Below are 15,977 nucleotides of genomic sequence, written 5' to 3' on the forward strand. Positions count from 1 at the left end.
GCGCTGCACCTGGTCGCCGGGGTGCCGACGCCGGATTCCTAGCGGTTTCCGTGCACCAGCGGCAGGAAGATGGTGTCCACGATCTCCTCGATGGCCTGTTCGGGTACGGGCCGCAGGGTCATCAGCGCCTCGTAGCGGAACAGGTGCAGTGGTAGCTGCATGATCCGGTCGCTGACCTGGCCGGGTTCGACCTCGCCGCGTTCGATCGCCCGGTCGAGCACCTCGTGCATGATCGAGTCCCCGGCGCCTGCTTCGGCGAGGTCGGCGAGAGTGGTCCCGCTCGCCCGGTAGAAGCCGCCGAGCCGGGTCATGAGTACGGTCACGAGTGTGCGGCGCCGTTCGTTCGTCTGTCGCAGCAGCGCCACCACATCGCCGCGGAGGCTGCCGGTGTCCGGGGCGATCGCCGGTCCCTCGCCGGTGTTGTGCTCGACCGCCGCGCGCACCAGATCTTGTTTGCCCGGCCAGCGCCGGTACAGCACCGCGCGGCTGGTGCCCGCCCTGGTGGCCACCCGGTCGATGGCGAACTCGTCGTAACCGCGTTCGGTCAGTTCCGCCCAGGCCGCGTCGAGCAGCGCGTTCTCCAGCTCCTTGCCCCGGCGCCGCCGGGGCGCCCCATCCGCATTGAGAGACATTGTGTTTCTTACCGTTCTGGTCTACTATTTGAGATACAGACTGTATCTTATACCATCCTCGGGAGGAACACGTGCGCATTCTGGTTTCCGGTGCCGGGATCGCCGGGCTCAGCGCGGCCATCGACCTCGGCACGGCCGGGCACGAGGTCACCGTCGTGGAACGGGCGAATCACCTGCGGGTCAACGGATCACCGATCGACATCCGCGGCGCGGCATTGGATGTCGCGGCGGAGATGGGCGCGCTCGAGCGGATCCGGGACAGCCGGGTGGACATGTCCGAACGCCTCCGGTTCGTCGATGCCTCGGGGACCCCGTTGGCCGAACCACCCGCGGAGGAGGTCAACGATTCGGCCGGGGATCTGGAGATCGCCCGCGAGGACCTCACCCGGTTGTTGTACGAGACACTGCCCACCTCGGTCTCCCTGGTGTTCGAGGAGTCGGTCAGCGAGCTCGAGCAGGACCCGGACGGGGTGACCGTGCGGTTCTCCTCCGGCAGCCGGGAGTGTTACGACCTGGTCGTGGGGGCCGACGGCCTGCACTCGAAGACCCGCTCGCTCTCCTTCGGCCCGGAACGGGATTTCCTGCGGCACCTCGGTTTCTACGTCGCCCTCGCCGAACTTCCCGGTGCGCGGGAGAACGATCCGATCAACCCGATGTACAACTTTCCCGGTCATCTGGCCGGTATCGCCAGGTACCGGGACCACGCGCTCGCGGTATTCCAGTTCCGTGCCCCATGGATCGAGTACGACTACCATGATCTCGAAGCGCAGCGGGAGATCCTGGGGAAACACTTCGGGCAGCACCGGCAGTGGCGGGTGCCCGAACTGCTCGAGGCGGCCTGCGCCGATCCGGAGCTCTACTTCGACTCGGTCAGCCTGATCGACATGCCCTCGTGGCACCGTGGCCGGGTGGTGCTCATCGGCGATGCCGCGCACTGCGCCTCGCCCCTGTCCGGCCGTGGCACGAGCCTCGCGCTGACTGGTGCCTGGTTTCTCACCGAGGCGCTGCGCGAGCACCCGGCCGATCTCGAACGGGCGCTGATCGAATACGAGGACCGGCAGCGTCCGCACGTCAGCAGGGCACAGGCGACCGCGGAGCCGGGCGGGGACCTGATGCTGCCCGCCACCCAGGAGGAGATCGACGCCCGCAATGCGCGGCTGGCGGGTCAGCCGGTCGGCTCGCGGGTTTCGGTTGCCAGCAGGGCGACGTAGAGGCTCAGCATCGACTCGGGATCGGCCAGGCTGACCCCGAGAACCTGTTCGATCCGGTCGAGCTGCTGGTAGTAGGCGGTGCGCGAGACGTGCGCCGCGGCCGCGGCCGCGGACTTGTTGCCGCCGTGCGCGCAGAAATGCCGCAGCGCTTCGACCAGCCTGCTGCCGGTGCGCGCGTCCCTGGAGTACAGCGGGCCGAGCTCGCGGTCGGCAAAGGCGGACAGCCGCGAGTCCGTGCGCAGCAGGTGCAACAGTCCGCGCAGCCGGACATCCTCGAGCCGGTAGAGCTCGCGGTCTCCGTCCCGGGGCGCGGCGGCCGCGGCGTGTTCGGCCTCGGCCAGGGTGCGGTGCGCATCGGCCACCTCGGTCACCGGGGTGCCGACCGCGACGAGCACATCCACCGGCTGGCGCCATCCCGCGCCGGAGCGGCGGATGTGGCGGGCCAGCCGCAACAGGGTGCTCTCCTGGTGTTCGGTGAACGAAAGCAGCCCGCGCACGCTCGTGTCGTCCAGCACGGCGACCAGTGCCGGGATCGATTCCCGGCGGGCGGCGAGGCTGACCGTATCGGCCAGATCGCGCAGCACCGCCTGGGTGGCGAGGGCAGGGGCGGGCGAATGGGGGAGCGCGCGCAGATGCACCGCGATCCCCACCAGCGTGCGTTCGGTGAGCGGAACGCCGAGGGCATGGGCCCGCGGCAGGATGTCCGCGTCGTACCCCCTGCCGAGCAGCTCGGTCAGCAGGGTGCGATGGGTCTGCCGTTCGAGGGTTTCGCGCTCCCTGCTCAGCAGCCGGTGCACGGCGAGCGCCGAGGCAGCGCGCTCGAGCACGACGATCTCGCGGTGCGGCGGCTGTTCGGTCCCGGGAATCACGAGCCGTCCCCAGTCGTCCCCGCGTGCCCCGACCACGGTGAGCAGCCAGCCGGAGTCTTCGTGGTATCCGGTGCGCTCGTGAATGGTCACCGCGCTCGCCCTGGTGTGCCAGTCGGCGAGCAGCTGCGCGGTCGATTCCCCCGCGGCGTCGAAAGCCAGTACCTCGTGCGAAAGGTTCTCCAGCACGACGGGTTTGCCGAGCAGCCGGACCACCTCGTGCAGCACGGTGGCCGGTTCGGCTCCGCTACTGGTGAGGGCGGTGAAGGTCTCGTGCACTCGTTCGGCGGCACGCAGTTCCGCGAGCTGGGCGTCCCGGATGCGTTCGGTGAGCGCCTCGGTCACGTGCACGAAGCGGGTCTCGGCGGCGAGACTGATCAGCGGCAGGCCCGCCGATTCGGCCGCGCCGACCAGTGCCTCGGGCAGACCGGCCGGGTAGCGCCGGAGCAGTTCCACGACCAGCCCGCTCGCGCCCGCCGTGGCGAGCCCGGTCACATAGGAACGCAGCGCCTCCGGCTCCTCGGGAAGCACGATCCCGGTGGTGAGCAGCAGTTCGCCACCGGAGAGCAGTTCGCCGATATCACTGATCTCCGCGATGTGCACCCAGCGCACCGGGTTGGACAGCCCGCGGTGCCCGGCGACGACGGTGGGCCGGCCGCGGCGGAGCACGGGAACGGTGAGCGCCTCGGCGACGGTCGGGTACATGTGCACAACGTAATCCGAACCGGCGGACGGCGATACAACCTGTCCATGGTCAGCAGGGACCGGGGCCGGGCAGACTTGGAACCATGACGGAACGGATCGCGCACTGGATCGGCGGCAAGCCGCATGACGGAACACCAGAACGCACGGGGGAGGTGTACGACCCGGCGACCGGTGCGGTGAGCGGTCTGGTCGATTTCGCCGACACCGCCATCGTGGACGAGGCGGTGCGCGTCGCCTCGGACGCGGCCCGCGAATGGCGTCGCACCTCCCTTGCCAAGCGCACCAGCGTGCTGTTCCGGTTCCGCGAACTGCTCGCCGCGCACACCGAGGAACTGGCCGCGATCATCACCGCCGAACACGGCAAGGTGCTCTCCGACGCAGCCGGCGAGATCGCACGCGGCCTCGAGGCGGTCGAATTCGCCTGCGGCATCCCGCATCTGCTCAAGGGCGGCAACACGCAGAACGCCTCGACCGGGGTGGATGTCTCCTCGACGCTGGCGCCGCTCGGGGTCGTCGGCATCATCTCCCCGTTCAACTTCCCCGCGATGGTGCCGCTGTGGTTCGCGCCGAACGCGATCGCCTGCGGCAACGCCGTGGTGCTCAAGCCGAGCGAGAAGGACCCCTCGGCCGCGCTGTTCCTGGCGAAGCTCTGGCAGCGGGCCGGGCTTCCCGACGGGGTGTTCAACGTCGTGCACGGGGACAAGGTCGCGGTGGACGCACTGCTCGAACACGAGCGGATCAAGGCGATCTCCTTCGTCGGCTCGACCCCGATCGCGCGGTACGTCTACGAGAACGCCTCGCGCAACGGCAAGCGGGTGCAGGCGCTCGGCGGGGCCAAGAACCACATGGTCGTGCTCCCGGACGCGGACCTGGACGCCACCGCGGACGCCGCCGTCTCCGCGGGCTTCGGTTCCGCGGGGGAGCGGTGCATGGCGGTGTCGGTCCTGGTCGCTGTGGACTCCATCGCGGACGAACTGGTCGCCAAGATCACCGAGCGGATGGGCGTCCTGCGGGTCGGCGACGGGCGCAAGGACAGCAGCGAGATGGGCCCGCTGGTCACCGCGGCACACCGGGACAAGGTCCGGTCCTATGTGGACGGTGGTGAGAAAGAGGGCGCCACGCTCGCCTTCGACGGGCGCACTCACGAGATCGACGGGGACCAGACCGGCTTCTGGCTCGGCCCGACACTGTTCGACAACGTCACCACAGACATGCGGCTCTACCGCGACGAGATCTTCGGCCCGGTGCTCTCGGTGGTGCGGGTGCCGGACTTCACCTCGGCGGTGGACCTGGTCAACGCGGGCGCCTACGGCAACGGAACCGCGATCTTCACCGCGGACGGGGCCGCCGCGCGGGAGTTCAGCGCGGAGATCGAGGTCGGCATGGTCGGGGTGAACGTGCCCATCCCGGTGCCGGTAGCCTATTACTCCTTCGGCGGCTGGAAGGACTCGCTGTTCGGCGACTCGCACGCATACGGCCAGGAAGGGGTGCATTTCTACACCCGCACCAAGGTCGTCACCTCGCGCTGGCCGACCGCGCAGACCCATAGCGGGGTCAACCTCGCCTTCCCGAGCAACTGATCCTCGCTGTGAACTTGCCCGCCCCGGTGCTCCGGCGGCGGGCGAGTTAGTGTGACCAGCGTGAACGTGCTCGACCTGATCCGCCTGCGCGCCAAGGAGAACAGCAAACCAGGCGCCCGTACCGATCCGCACCGGCTCGCCCTCGCCGTCGAGGGAGGTGGCAGCCGGGGAGCCTATTCCAGCGGAATGGTCGCCGAGCTGGAGCGCCGCGGACTCACCGAGGTGTTCGACGATGTGTACGGCTCCTCGATGGGGGCGATCAACGTGATCTGGCTGCTCGCCGGGCAGGCCGAGCACGGGGTGTCCTTCTTCTGGCATCCGGCCGTCATGCCGAACGTGATCCGGCCGGGTGCGCTGCTGCGCGGCAAACCGGCGGTGGACCTGCGATTCCTCACCGACCGGGTGTACGAGCGCTGGGCGGGCCTGGACTTCGGCGCGGTGCTGGCCAACCCGATCGGCCTGCACCCGATCGCCACCGATGCCGCGACCGGGGAGGTGCTGGACATCGGCGAGTTCGTGCACGATGCCGCCACGGTCAAGCTCGCCATGCGCGGTTCCTCCGGATTGCCGTTGCTGACCGGTCCGCTCGTGGACCTGGGCGGGCACCGGCTGCTCGACGGCGGCCTCGCCGAGGCGATCCCGTACCGCACCGCACTGCGGGACGGGGCCACGCATGTGCTCGTGTTGCGCACCAGGCGCGCCGACGAGCCGGTGAAACGGCCCTCCCGGATCGAGGACCTCGCGGTGACGGCCTTCCTGCGGCGGACCGCGCCCGCTGCGGTGGCCAGCTGGCGCTCGCGCACCGAACGCCGCGCCGGGGACGACGAACGGCTCACCGCGGCCTCCGGCGAACGGCTGCAGCAGATCCTCGTCCCGCCCGGTTCCCCGGATGTGTCCCGGCTGGAGACCGATGGCGGGCTCATCCGGCGTGCGGTCGAACGTGGGGCGAGCGCGGTCGCCGAGGCACTGGAATCGGCTGCGGGCTGAGCCCCGGGGGTCAGAGGCGCTGTTCGAGCCACTTGGTGTGCACGCCACCGGCGAGGAATTCGGGATCGGCGAGCAGCCGCTGATGGAGCCCGATCGTGGTGGGCACGCCCTCGACGGTCAGCTCGGCGAGGGCCTGGCGGGCCCGGGCGATGGCGGTGGCCCGGTCCGGGCCGTGCGCGACGACCTTCGCGATCATCGAGTCGTAGAACGGGCTGATCCGGCTGCCGCACAGAAAGCCGGTCTCGAAGCGGACACCGGGCCCGGCGGGAAAGTCGTACCGGGTGAGCTCGCCCGGACTGGGGGCGAAGTCGCGGTCCGGATCCTCGGCGTTGATCCGGAGCTCGACCGCGGCGCCGTGTCGGTCGATCCGGTCCTGGGCGACCGAGAGCGGGGCACCGGCGGCGATCCGCAGCTGCTCGGCGACCAGGTCGATGCCGGTGATCTCCTCACTGATGGGGTGCTCGACCTGGATGCGGGTGTTCATCTCGATGAAGTGGAACTCCCCGGTCGGGGAGAGCAGGAATTCCACGGTGCCCGCTCCGGTGTAGCCGACGCTCTCGGTCAAGCGTACGGCGGCCTCGGTGATCGCCGTGCGGGTGTCCTCGGCGAGTCCCGGGGCCGGGGCCTCCTCGATGAGCTTCTGCCTGCGGCGCTGCACCGAGCAGTCCCGTTCGAAGGTGTGCACGACCCTGCCGTGGGTGTCGGCGAGGACCTGAACCTCGATGTGCCGAGCGTTCTCGAGCGCGCGTTCCAGGTACACGGTTCCGTCGCCGAACGCGGAGCGCGCCTCGGCCTGTGCCGCGGGGACGATCTCGGCGAGCTCCTCGCTGGTCCGCACGGGGCGGATACCCCGTCCTCCTCCGCCCGCAGCCGCCTTGACCAGCAGCGGGTACCCGATCTGCTCGGCGGCCGTGCGGGCAGCCTCCGGGGTGTCCAGCGCACTGCTTCCGGGCACGACGGGCACCCCGGCCTCGGTGGCCGCCGCACGGGCGGCCGCCTTGTCACCCATGCGTTCGATCACCTCGGCGCGGGGACCGACGAAGGTCAATCCCGCCTCGGCGACGGCCGCCGCGAAGGCGGGCTGTTCGGAGAGGAAACCGTAGCCGGGATGGACGGCGTCGGCGCCGCTTTCCCGCGCCGCGCGCAGGATCGCCTCGGCGTCGAGGTAGGACTTGGCGGCCGCGGACTTGCCGATGTGCACCGCGTGGTCGGCGAGCCGGGTCCAGCGGCTGTCCCGGTCGGCGTCGGAGTAAACGGCAACGGCTTCGAGCCCGAGGGTGTGGGCGGCCCGGATGACCCGTACGGCGATCTCGCCCCGGTTGGCGATCAGTACCCGCTTCACGCCGTCTCCAGTTCGGCGAGGTCCTGGCCGATCTCGACCTCGTCACCGTCCTCGACGAGGAATTTGCCGATCGTGCCGTCGGCCTCGGCCCTGATCTCGTTGTAGGTCTTCATGACCTCGATCAGCGCGATCGTCTGGCCTGCGGCGATGGTTCCGCCCTCGCTGACGTACGGCTCGTCCTCGGGAGCGGGGCGGCGGTAGAAGATGCCGGGCATGCCTGCCTTGATGGTGACCATGATGATTCTCCTCTAGTTGCCGGTGAGGGCTTCGCGGATGGTGTCGATACGCGCCGCCCGTTCGCGGCGCGCGGTGAGCGCGGTGTCGAGGTCGGTTTCGACGAACCGCACCGTTTCCCCGGTCTTGGCCTGACCGATGCGGTCCCGGTCCACGGAGATGACCGTGCCGGTGGTGGCGTACCCGCCCCCGGTGACCGCGTCGTTGAGCAGCACGATCGGTTCATCCCCTCCGGGGAGCTGGATCGAACCGACGGGGTAGCCGAGGTCGACCACATTGGCCGGATCGCTGCCCGCGCCGAAGGGCTGCGCCCGATCGGTGAATTCGAGGCTGCCGCCACGCAGCCGGTAACCGACGCGGTTGGCGTCCTTGGTGATCTTCCATTCGGTGTCCAGGAAGGTCTTCAGGCCCCGCTCGGTCAGCCGGTAGGAGCACAGGCCGATGATGGTGCGCAGTTCGGCGGGCGTACCGAACTCCGGCCGCAGCGACTCGGGAACGCTGTGGCCCGCGCGGGCGCGGGTTCCGGCCTCGCCGAGCGGCAACCGGTCCGCATCGGCGAGTTTGCGGCCGTCGAATCCGCCGATCCCGGTGAGCGTGTAGGTCGAGCGCGAGCCGAGATAGACCGGGACGTCGATACCCCCGGACACCGCGATGTACAGGCGCGCGCCGGCGGTGAGCATGCTGAACCCGAGCACGTCGCTGGGACCGACCGGGACCGCGGTCCACGCCTCGACGGGTTCGCCGTTCACCGTGACCGATGCCGTGGCCCCCGTGACCGCGATCAGGCGGTGATCGGTGAATTCGAGCGTCGGCCCGATATAGGTCGCTTCCAGCAGCCCGGTGTTCGGCTCGTTGCCCACGAGCAGGTTCGCGGCGCTCGCGGAGTACTGGTCCATCGCTCCGGACGGGGGCATGCCGATGCGGTAGTGCCCGGGCCGCCCGAGATCCTGCACGGTGGTGAACAGTCCACCGGCGTGCACGCGGATGTCGCTCATCGGTACAGCACCTCCAGCAGTTCGCGGTTGACCGCATCCGGATCGGCGATCAGCCGTGCGGGTTCGAACGAGGCCTCGCGGATGCGATAGCGGAAGCTGCCGTCCTCCACCTGGCCGCGGATCCGGTCGAACTCGGCCCGGTCGATAGTGCGGTACCGGAGCACGTCACCGGCTCTGGGAAACACGATGCCCGCGGCGAAATCCGGAAGCCGCTGGTCGAGATCGAACACCGGGGCCGGGGCCATGCCGAACAATTGGTACCCGCCCGCCCCGCGAACCGGGTACACCACGGAGAACGCGCCGCCGAAGCCGAAGGACCGCTCCGGGGTGTCGGTGCGCGGCCGGACGTACTTGGGCACCTCGATCTGGCGTTCTTTCGGGACGAGCTGATAACAGAACGGCAGTCCGGGAACGAAACCGAGCATCGTCACGATGTACGGCGCCGAGGAGATCGCCTCGATGAGGGACCCGACACCGTCGAATCCGTTGATACGGGCGGCGTATTCGAGATCCGTCCCGCTCGGATCCTGGTGGTTGTCCCGGAACCGCATCAGCGTCTCTCTGGTCCACGGGTCGTCGAAGAGCACCGGCACATCGACCACCCGGGTGTGCAGCACGTAGTCCCGGGGCAGTTCGCCCACCGAGGCCTCGAGGCCGCGCAGCTCCTCGACGAGCTCACGGGGATCGAGCCGGTCCGGGTCGATGCGGACCATGTAGGACGCGTTGGAGGGGCAGATATCGATCACGCCGTCGATATCCAGCTCCCGCAGGGCATTGGTGACGGCCATTCCCTTGAAGTTCGCTTCGAGGCTCATCGCCTGGTCGAGTTCCACGAACAGGAACTCGTCGCCGCCGTACTCATAGCGCGCGGGCGGCAGCTCGGTCGGGGTGTCCACGGGTACGCTCCTCGCCGTCGTTGGCGGAATGGGTGGACACAGCCTGAACCCGGCGCGGCTTCCGGACCAGTCGACGAATCGTCGAATTTCCCGGCGGGCTACTGTCCGAAATGGTAGTTTCCCGCCATGGGTCCGACGGTGAACGTACTTCTGGACCATCCGGCGCTGGGCCTGAACCTCCGTGCCGGTCATGCCTGCGAGCAGCGGATCTCCTGGGTGCACGTCAGCGAACTGCTCGACCCGACACCGTTTCTCGGTGGCGGGGAGCTGTTGCTCACCACGGGGCTCACGCTGCCCGCGGACGAGCAGGAACAGGCCGAGTACATCGCCCGGCTCGCGGGTGCCGGGGTGGCCGGGCTCGGTTTCGGGGTGGAACTCGGCCACGATCAGATCCCCGAAGGTCTGATCGCCGCCGCGGACCGGGCCGGTCTCGCCCTATTCGAGGTGCCGCACCGCACCCCGTTCATCGAGATCTCCAAGACCATCGCGCAATGGCTCACCGAGGAGACCGACCGCGAATCCCTGCGTGCCGAACGCGCCCGTCAGGCCCTGATCCGCACCGCCCTGCGTGCCGATGGCCTCTCCGGCCTCGCCACCGAGCTGGCCAAGCACCTGGACTGCTGGGCGGTGTTCCTCGATGCCACCGGACAATCTGTCGGCGCCGAACCCGCCACCGCGACCGGCAGGCTCGGCCCGCTCACGGAGCAGCTGCGCCGGCTGCGCACCGCGCGCGCTCCGGCCGGGATGAGCCTGACCGTGGAAACGGAGACGATCGCCGCCCAGTCGCTCGGCTCGGGCGCGTACCCCGTCGGGTTTCTGATCACCGGCCGCCGCACCGCGTTCAACCCGACCGATCAGCACATCCTGCACATCGCCGCCGCCCTGCTCTCGGTGGCGCTGTGCACGACGAGCCCGGTCGCCGACGCGCGGGTGCGCACCGTGGCCCTGCAGTTGCTGCTCGACGGCCGGGCCGACCTCTGCGCCGAGCTCGGCGTCCCCGCACCTCCGGACGAGCTCGTGGTGCTCGCCTGCACCGGGTACACGGAGTCCTTCGTCCGCGACTGCCACGCCGCGGGGATGTTCACCGCCGAACTAGAGGATGCGCTGATCGTGCTCGCCCCCGCCGAGCGGCGCCCGCCCTCGGCACGGCACATCGGTGTGTCCGCGGCCGCCGGACCGAGCGGCATCGCCGAGGCCTATCGGCAGGCCCGCACCGCACTGCGCGCGAGCATCCGGCACGGCACCGCGGTCACCAGGTTCACTGAACTCGGCCTGGGGATTTTCGCTCAACTGCCGGACATTTCCACCGAAGCCGCGCTGCGCCCGCTCGTCGAGCACGACCAGACCCAGCGCGGCGATCTGCTCGGCTCGCTGCGCACCTGGCTGACCTGTCACGGACAGTGGGAGCAGGCGGCCAACCGGCTCGGCGTGCACCGGCACACACTGCGCAACCGGATCGAGAAGGCGGAGGTACTGCTCGACCGCAGCCTCGATTCACCGGACATCCGGGCCGAGCTCTGGTTCGCGCTGCGCCGGCACGAGGAAAGGTCCAATCTGTCCAACCCGGCAGGGGAGGGCACGCCGAATCGGTAGATTCCGCGGCGGGCCTGCCCGCCCTACAGTCGCCGGTGAACAGAACGGACGGAGGGTTCGTCATGAAGCACCTGATCGACCTCAACGCCGACGCCGGGGAAAGCTTCGGGCGCTGGCGACTCGGCGACGATGCCGCCGTGATTCCCCAGGTGACCTCGGTCAACGTGGCCTGCGGCTGGCATGCCGGTGACCCGGCGACGATGCGGCGCAGCATCGAGCTCGCCCGCGAGCACGGCGTCGCCCTCGGCGCGCACCCCGGTCTGCCCGACCTCGCCGGGTTCGGCCGCCGTGCCATGACGCTGGCCCCCGGCGAGGCCGCCGATGCCTGCCTCTATCAGTACGGCGCGCTGCGGGGCATCGCGGACAGCCTCGGGACACCGGTGACCCACCTCAAACCGCACGGCGCCTTCTACGGACTGACGATCCGCGAGCCCGGGGTCGCCGACGCGATCAGCGATGCCGTGCAGGCGTTGCCCGAGGACGTGCTGCTCGTGCTGCTCGCCGGGCCGACCGCGGACCGTGCCCTGGACCGCAATCCGCGCATCGCCCGGGAGGCCTTCGCCGACCTCGGCTACGACGACGAGGGGCATATCATCATCGAACCCGATCCGCAGCCGAAGGATCCGCAGGCCTGCGCCCGGCAGATGCTCGACATCCTGCGCGGTCAGGTCACCAGCGTGCACGGCAAGAGCATCCCGGTGGACGCGGACACCGTCTGCATCCACGGTGATCGCCCGAACGCCCCGGAGATCGCCCGTGTCATCCGCGAACAGCTCGCCGAGCATCAGGTCGAGATCGCCCCGATCCATGAGGTGCTCGCCGCCCGCGGGTGAAGTGGACTGCTGAACTCGGCCGGTAATGGCATGCTCGAAAGGTCCACCTCCGGCCTACTGTCGGAACCGTGACAACAACACTCGACTCCAAGATCGGCACCGCACAGGTCAAGCGCGGGATGGCCGAGATGCTCAAGGGCGGCGTGATCATGGACGTGGTCACGCCGGAACAGGCGAAGATCGCCGAGGACGCCGGGGCGGTCGCGGTGATGGCGCTCGAGCGGGTGCCCGCCGACATCCGCGCCCAGGGCGGCGTTGCCCGGATGAGCGATCCCGATCTGATCGGCGGCATCGTGGACGCCGTGTCCATTCCGGTGATGGCCAAGGCGCGGATCGGGCACTTCGTCGAGGCTCAGATACTGCAGTCGCTCGGCGTCGACTACATCGACGAGTCCGAGGTGCTCACCCCGGCCGACTACGCCAACCACATCGACAAGTTCGGCTTCACCGTGCCGTTCGTCTGCGGGGCGACCAATCTCGGCGAGGCACTGCGCAGGCTCACCGAGGGCGCGGCCATGATCCGCTCCAAGGGCGAGGCGGGCACCGGGGACGTCTCGAACGCGACCACGCACATGCGCGCCATCCGCGCCGAGATCCGCAAACTCACCTCGCTGCCCGAGGACGAGCTCTACGTTGCGGCCAAGGAACTGCAGGCGCCCTATGAACTGGTGCGCGAGGTCGCGAGCAAGGGCAAACTCCCGGTCGTGCTGTTCACCGCGGGCGGGATCGCCACTCCGGCGGACGCGGCCATGATGATGCAGCTCGGCGCCGAAGGCGTGTTCGTCGGCTCGGGCATCTTCAAATCGGGCGACCCGGCACGGCGCGCCGCCGCGATCGTCAAGGCCACCACCTTCTACGACGACCCGGATGTGCTCGCCAAGACCTCTCGCGGGCTCGGCGAGGCGATGGTCGGGCTGACCGTGGACGCGATCCCGGAACCGCACCGGCTCGCCGAACGCGGTTGGTGAGCGCTTCAGGCGTATTCGCCGACCAGGACCGCGCTCGTGCCCTTCTGCAGCGCTTTGAAGGTGTGCGGAATGTCCGCCGGGTAGGAGACGTAGTCCCCGGGGTGCAGCTCCACGGCGTCCTCGATCGGCCCGACGAGCGCGCGCCCGGCGCACAGCAGCACGTGCTCGACGGCCCCGCGCATGTGCGGGTCGGAGTCGTGTGCCGGGCCCGGTTCGGCGGTGATGTGGTACAGGTCGTGGCGTCCGTGCGCGGGCAGTGAGGCGAGCAGCCCGGCCTGGTACGGCGCGTGTTCGGCGGTGAGTTTCGGTCCCTCGCCGGCGCGCACCACGCGCACCACGGGCTGGGGTGGGTCGACGAGCCGGGAGACGGCGATCTCCAGCGCCCCGGCGAGCGCCCAGAGCGTCTCCAGGCTCGGGTTCCCGATCCCGGTCTCCAGCTGGGACAGGGTGGACTTGCCGATTCCCGCCCGCTTGGCGAGTTCGGAGAGTGAAATCCCGGCGCGGTGCCGCTCGGCCCGCAGTGCCGCGGAGATCCGTTCGATCGGCACCGGAGTCGGCTGCGCCGGGAGTCGCTGTCCCGTATCCGTCATCACGACACCTCCGGTTGACGCACGCCTTTCCCGGGTTCATTATAGCGAACGTGCGTTCTTTCTACAGAACACTACGGGCGAACCTCGATGCCACGACGGTACGGGATATCAGCTTGCTGCTCGCGGCCGCGGTGCTCGACGGGATCTCCTTCGGTGCCGTCGCGGTGGGCTACGGACTGCCCGTGTGGGTCCCCGTGGTGATGACTCTGCTGGTGTTCGCCGGTGGTTCGCAGCTGCTGCTCGTCGGCCTGGTCGGGGCAGGGGCGAGCCCGGCCATGGCGGTGGCGGCGGGCCTGCTGGTGAACCTGCGGCACCTGCCGTTCGGCCTCGCTGTCTCGGATCTGATCGGCAAGCGGCTCGCGGCCCGTTTGGTCGGCACCCACCTGATGGTCGACGAATCGGTGGCGTTCGCGCTCGCCACGGAGGACCGGAACAAGGCGCGCGCCAGCTACTGGACGGTGGGCGTGGGGATGTTCTTCGCGTGGACCCTCGGGGTGGTCATCGGGGCGCTGGCGGGCAGGGCGGTCGGGGATGTGCGGGCCTTCGGGGTCGACGCGGCGTTCCCCGCGGTGCTGTTCGCGCTCGTGCTGCCCGCCCTGAAGGACCGCAACACGCTGGCGGCGGTGCTGCTGGGGTGCGCGCTCGCGCTGGCCATGACCACGGTGCTGCCCGCGGGGGTCCCGGTACTGGTGGCGCTGCTCGGACTGGTGGTGCTGGCCGTGCGGCGCTCGGAGCGTGCGGTATGCCCTTGATCGCGATCGTGATCCTGGCGCTCGGCACCTACGCCATCCGGCTCACCGGTCCGCTGCTGGCCGGCCGGGTGGAGTTCTCGGCACGCGCGAAACGGGTGCTCACCGTCTCGGCCACGATCCTGCTCGCCGCGCTGGCCGTGACCACCGCCGTGTTCACCGGGGAACAGTTCGCCGGCTGGGCCCGGCCCGCCGGGGTCACGGTGGGGGTGCTGCTCGCGCTGCGCCGGGCACCACTGGTGGTCGTCGTGCTGGCCGCCGCGGGCACCGCCGCCGGACTGCGCGCCCTCGGTGTCGCCTGAAAGTAGTGGGGTGCGCGCGGACCGTTCCGCCGCTTGGGATAGCTTCTCCCGTCGTGGTGGGAGTGAACAAGAACGTCGAGCACACGGTCGGGCGCGAGGGCTACGGCACTGGACTGAGCAGACGGCACGTGCAGATGATCGCGATCGGCGGCTCGATCGGGGTGGGACTGTTCCTGGGGTCGGGTGGCCGGATGCACTCGATCGGCCCGGCGCTGGTGCTGGCGTACGCGCTGTGCGGGCTGGCTGGTTTCTTCGTGATGCGTTCGCTGGGTGAGCTGGCCCTGTACCGGCCGAGCTCGGGTAGTTTCGTGACGTATTCGCGGGAGTTCATCGGCCCGTGGGCTGGGTTCGCCTCGGGCTGGATGTACTGGATGAACTGGGCGACCACCGGGGTCGCGGAGATCACCGCGGTCGGAACGTATGTGCAGAAGTGGGCGCCGGGGATGCCGCAGTGGATCACCGCGCTGCTGGCACTGGGTGTGCTGCTGCTGATCAACCTGATCTCGGTGAAGGTGTTCGGGGAGCTGGAGTTCTGGTTCTCCGTGCTCAAGGTGGTCGCGATCTGCGCGTTCCTCGCGGTGGGGATCTTCATCGCGATCGACGGCTCGAACATGGGCGGCGGGGTGACCGCGGGCCCGCACAACCTGGTGGACAATGGCGGGTTCTTCCCGAACGGCTTCGGGGTCGTGCTGATCTCGCTGCAGGCGGTGATCTTCGCGTACTCGGCGATCGAGATGGTCGGGATCACCGCGGGGGAGACGGCGAACCCGCACAAGGTGCTTCCGAAGGCGGTCAACGCGGTGGCCTGGCGGATCGCGGTGTTCTACATCGGCTCGATCCTGCTGCTGGGCATGGCGCTGCCGCACACGATGTACAACGGGGACGCCTCGCCGTTCGTGATGGTGTTCTCCAAGGTCGGGATCCCCGCGGCCGGGGACCTGATGAACGTCGTGGTGATCACCGCGGCACTGTCCTCGTGCAACTCGGGCCTCTACTCGACCGGCCGGATCCTGCGCAGCCTCGCCCAGCGCGGGGAGGCGCCCCGGTTCGCCGGGCGGATGAGCGCCCGGCAGGTTCCGGTCGGCGGGATCGCGCTGACCGCGATCGTGTACCTGGCCGGGATCGTGCTGAACTTCTTCGTCCCGAAGGAAGCCTTCGACCTGGCGACCTCGGTGGCCGGGGTCGGGGTGATCGCGACCTGGGCGGCGTTCCTGTACTCGAACGCCCGGTTCCACGCCAGGACCCGCCGCGGTGAGCTGGAACGGCCCAGTTTCCGGATGCCCGGGGCGCCCTGGACCAACTACGCCACGCTGATCTTCCTGGCGCTGGTCGTGGTCCTGATGGGGTTCACCGACGAGGCCGCGCAACGCATCGCCTTCTTCATCGCCGTGCCAGGGGCCGCCGTGGTCCTGATCATCGGCTGGCTCTGCGTGCGCAAGCGCAGCCACGCGGCGGCGAGGGCGGAGCAGTCCGAACAGGCACAACTATCATGAC

At 69.6% G+C, this 15,977-nt stretch carries 16 protein-coding genes; 9 read left to right on the top strand and 7 right to left on the bottom strand.

Annotated elements, in window-relative coordinates; all coding sequences use genetic code 11:
• Positions 1-38 precede the first annotated feature (38 nt).
• Complete coding sequence (locus A37U_RS0137895; protein ID WP_020501859.1) at positions 39-632, bottom strand: TetR/AcrR family transcriptional regulator; 594 nt, start codon at positions 630-632, stop codon at positions 39-41.
• A gap of 71 nt (positions 633-703) precedes the next feature.
• Here A37U_RS0137895 and A37U_RS47475 point away from each other — a divergent pair, with 71 nt between their 5' ends.
• The gene (locus A37U_RS47475) at positions 704-1,843 is read left to right on the top strand and encodes an FAD-dependent monooxygenase (RefSeq protein ID WP_020501860.1); all 1,140 of its coding nucleotides are present in this window, start codon (positions 704-706) and stop codon (positions 1,841-1,843) included.
• Here the strand turns inward: A37U_RS47475 and A37U_RS0137905 are convergent.
• Positions 1,798-3,414 (bottom strand): PucR family transcriptional regulator, encoded by a 1,617-nt coding sequence (locus A37U_RS0137905; protein WP_020501861.1) that lies wholly within the window; start codon positions 3,412-3,414, stop codon positions 1,798-1,800. The two genes, A37U_RS47475 and A37U_RS0137905, sit on opposite strands and share 46 nt — an antisense overlap.
• A gap of 83 nt (positions 3,415-3,497) precedes the next feature.
• Here A37U_RS0137905 and A37U_RS0137910 point away from each other — a divergent pair, with 83 nt between their 5' ends.
• Together A37U_RS0137910 and A37U_RS0137915 are read left to right on the top strand one after the other, a co-directional pair.
• A complete protein-coding gene (locus tag A37U_RS0137910; RefSeq protein WP_020501862.1) occupies positions 3,498-4,994 on the top strand; it encodes a CoA-acylating methylmalonate-semialdehyde dehydrogenase in 1,497 nt (498 codons plus the stop codon).
• A 60-nt stretch (positions 4,995-5,054) separates the two neighbouring features.
• Complete coding sequence (locus A37U_RS0137915) at positions 5,055-5,981, top strand: patatin-like phospholipase family protein (RefSeq protein ID WP_040589965.1); 927 nt, start codon at positions 5,055-5,057, stop codon at positions 5,979-5,981.
• A gap of 10 nt (positions 5,982-5,991) precedes the next feature.
• Here A37U_RS0137915 and A37U_RS0137920 read toward each other — a convergent pair whose 3' ends face one another.
• Genes A37U_RS0137920 through A37U_RS0137935 form a run of 4 tightly spaced genes read right to left on the bottom strand, consistent with a single transcriptional unit; the run spans position 5,992 to position 9,448 of the window.
• Positions 5,992-7,323, bottom strand: a complete 1,332-nt coding sequence (locus tag A37U_RS0137920) for an acetyl-CoA carboxylase biotin carboxylase subunit (RefSeq protein WP_020501864.1) — start codon at positions 7,321-7,323, stop codon at positions 5,992-5,994.
• The gene (locus A37U_RS0137925; RefSeq protein ID WP_020501865.1) at positions 7,320-7,559 is read right to left on the bottom strand and encodes an acetyl-CoA carboxylase; all 240 of its coding nucleotides are present in this window, start codon (positions 7,557-7,559) and stop codon (positions 7,320-7,322) included. Before A37U_RS0137925 ends, A37U_RS0137920 begins: the two co-directional genes overlap by 4 nt.
• Positions 7,560-7,571: 12 nt before the next feature.
• Positions 7,572-8,552: a 5-oxoprolinase subunit C family protein gene (locus tag A37U_RS0137930; protein WP_020501866.1), complete on the bottom strand. Its 981-nt coding sequence runs from the start codon at positions 8,550-8,552 to the stop codon at positions 7,572-7,574.
• A complete protein-coding gene (locus A37U_RS0137935; protein WP_020501867.1) occupies positions 8,549-9,448 on the bottom strand; it encodes a 5-oxoprolinase subunit B family protein in 900 nt (299 codons plus the stop codon). Before A37U_RS0137935 ends, A37U_RS0137930 begins: the two co-directional genes overlap by 4 nt.
• Positions 9,449-9,574: 126 nt before the next feature.
• Here A37U_RS0137935 and A37U_RS47480 point away from each other — a divergent pair, with 126 nt between their 5' ends.
• The 3 genes from A37U_RS47480 (at position 9,575) to pdxS (ending at position 12,842) form a co-directional block, all read left to right on the top strand.
• Entirely contained in the window at positions 9,575-11,041 is a 1,467-nt protein-coding gene (locus A37U_RS47480; protein ID WP_020501868.1) for a PucR family transcriptional regulator, read from the top strand.
• 62 nt (positions 11,042-11,103) lie between these two features.
• Positions 11,104-11,874: a LamB/YcsF family protein gene (locus A37U_RS0137945; protein WP_020501869.1), complete on the top strand. Its 771-nt coding sequence runs from the start codon at positions 11,104-11,106 to the stop codon at positions 11,872-11,874.
• A 68-nt stretch (positions 11,875-11,942) separates the two neighbouring features.
• Positions 11,943-12,842, top strand: coding sequence for a pyridoxal 5'-phosphate synthase lyase subunit PdxS (pdxS, locus tag A37U_RS0137950; RefSeq protein ID WP_020501870.1), 900 nt, complete (start codon positions 11,943-11,945; stop codon positions 12,840-12,842).
• Positions 12,843-12,847: 5 nt separating this feature from the next.
• Here pdxS and A37U_RS0137955 read toward each other — a convergent pair whose 3' ends face one another.
• Positions 12,848-13,432: a helix-turn-helix domain-containing protein gene (locus tag A37U_RS0137955; protein ID WP_051111843.1), complete on the bottom strand. Its 585-nt coding sequence runs from the start codon at positions 13,430-13,432 to the stop codon at positions 12,848-12,850.
• A gap of 50 nt (positions 13,433-13,482) precedes the next feature.
• Between A37U_RS0137955 and A37U_RS0137960 the strand changes: the two genes are divergently transcribed.
• From A37U_RS0137960 to A37U_RS0137970, 3 genes are read left to right on the top strand one after another with little or no spacing between them, the layout of a single operon-like run.
• Positions 13,483-14,184 (top strand): AzlC family ABC transporter permease, encoded by a 702-nt coding sequence (locus tag A37U_RS0137960; RefSeq protein WP_026198040.1) that lies wholly within the window; start codon positions 13,483-13,485, stop codon positions 14,182-14,184.
• Positions 14,175-14,483: an AzlD domain-containing protein gene (locus A37U_RS0137965; protein ID WP_020501873.1), complete on the top strand. Its 309-nt coding sequence runs from the start codon at positions 14,175-14,177 to the stop codon at positions 14,481-14,483. Before A37U_RS0137960 ends, A37U_RS0137965 begins: the two co-directional genes overlap by 10 nt.
• Positions 14,484-14,536: 53 nt before the next feature.
• Positions 14,537-15,976, top strand: a complete 1,440-nt coding sequence (locus tag A37U_RS0137970; RefSeq protein WP_020501874.1) for an amino acid permease — start codon at positions 14,537-14,539, stop codon at positions 15,974-15,976.
• The last annotated feature ends 1 nt before the right edge of the window (position 15,977 follow it).

This window comes from Sciscionella marina DSM 45152 (assembly GCF_000379465.1).
Classification (GTDB): Bacteria; Actinomycetota; Actinomycetes; order Mycobacteriales; family Pseudonocardiaceae; genus Sciscionella; species Sciscionella marina.

Excerpts from the sequence above, each read along its gene's own strand:
- A37U_RS0137905 (WP_020501861.1), bottom strand. The coding sequence starts at position 3,414 with ATGTACCCGACCGTCGCCGAGGCGCTCACCGTTCCCGTGCTCCGCCGC.
- A37U_RS0137925 (WP_020501865.1), bottom strand. The coding sequence starts at position 7,559 with ATGGTCACCATCAAGGCAGGCATGCCCGGCATCTTCTACCGCCGCCCC.
- A37U_RS47480 (WP_020501868.1), top strand. The coding sequence starts at position 9,575 with ATGGGTCCGACGGTGAACGTACTTCTGGACCATCCGGCGCTGGGCCTG.
- A37U_RS0137895 (WP_020501859.1), bottom strand. The coding sequence starts at position 632 with ATGTCTCTCAATGCGGATGGGGCGCCCCGGCGGCGCCGGGGCAAGGAG.
- A37U_RS0137965 (WP_020501873.1), top strand. The coding sequence starts at position 14,175 with ATGCCCTTGATCGCGATCGTGATCCTGGCGCTCGGCACCTACGCCATC.
- A37U_RS0137930 (WP_020501866.1), bottom strand. The coding sequence starts at position 8,552 with ATGAGCGACATCCGCGTGCACGCCGGTGGACTGTTCACCACCGTGCAG.
- A37U_RS0137955 (WP_051111843.1), bottom strand. The coding sequence starts at position 13,432 with ATGACGGATACGGGACAGCGACTCCCGGCGCAGCCGACTCCGGTGCCG.
- A37U_RS0137945 (WP_020501869.1), top strand. The coding sequence starts at position 11,104 with ATGAAGCACCTGATCGACCTCAACGCCGACGCCGGGGAAAGCTTCGGG.
- A37U_RS0137910 (WP_020501862.1), top strand. The coding sequence starts at position 3,498 with ATGACGGAACGGATCGCGCACTGGATCGGCGGCAAGCCGCATGACGGA.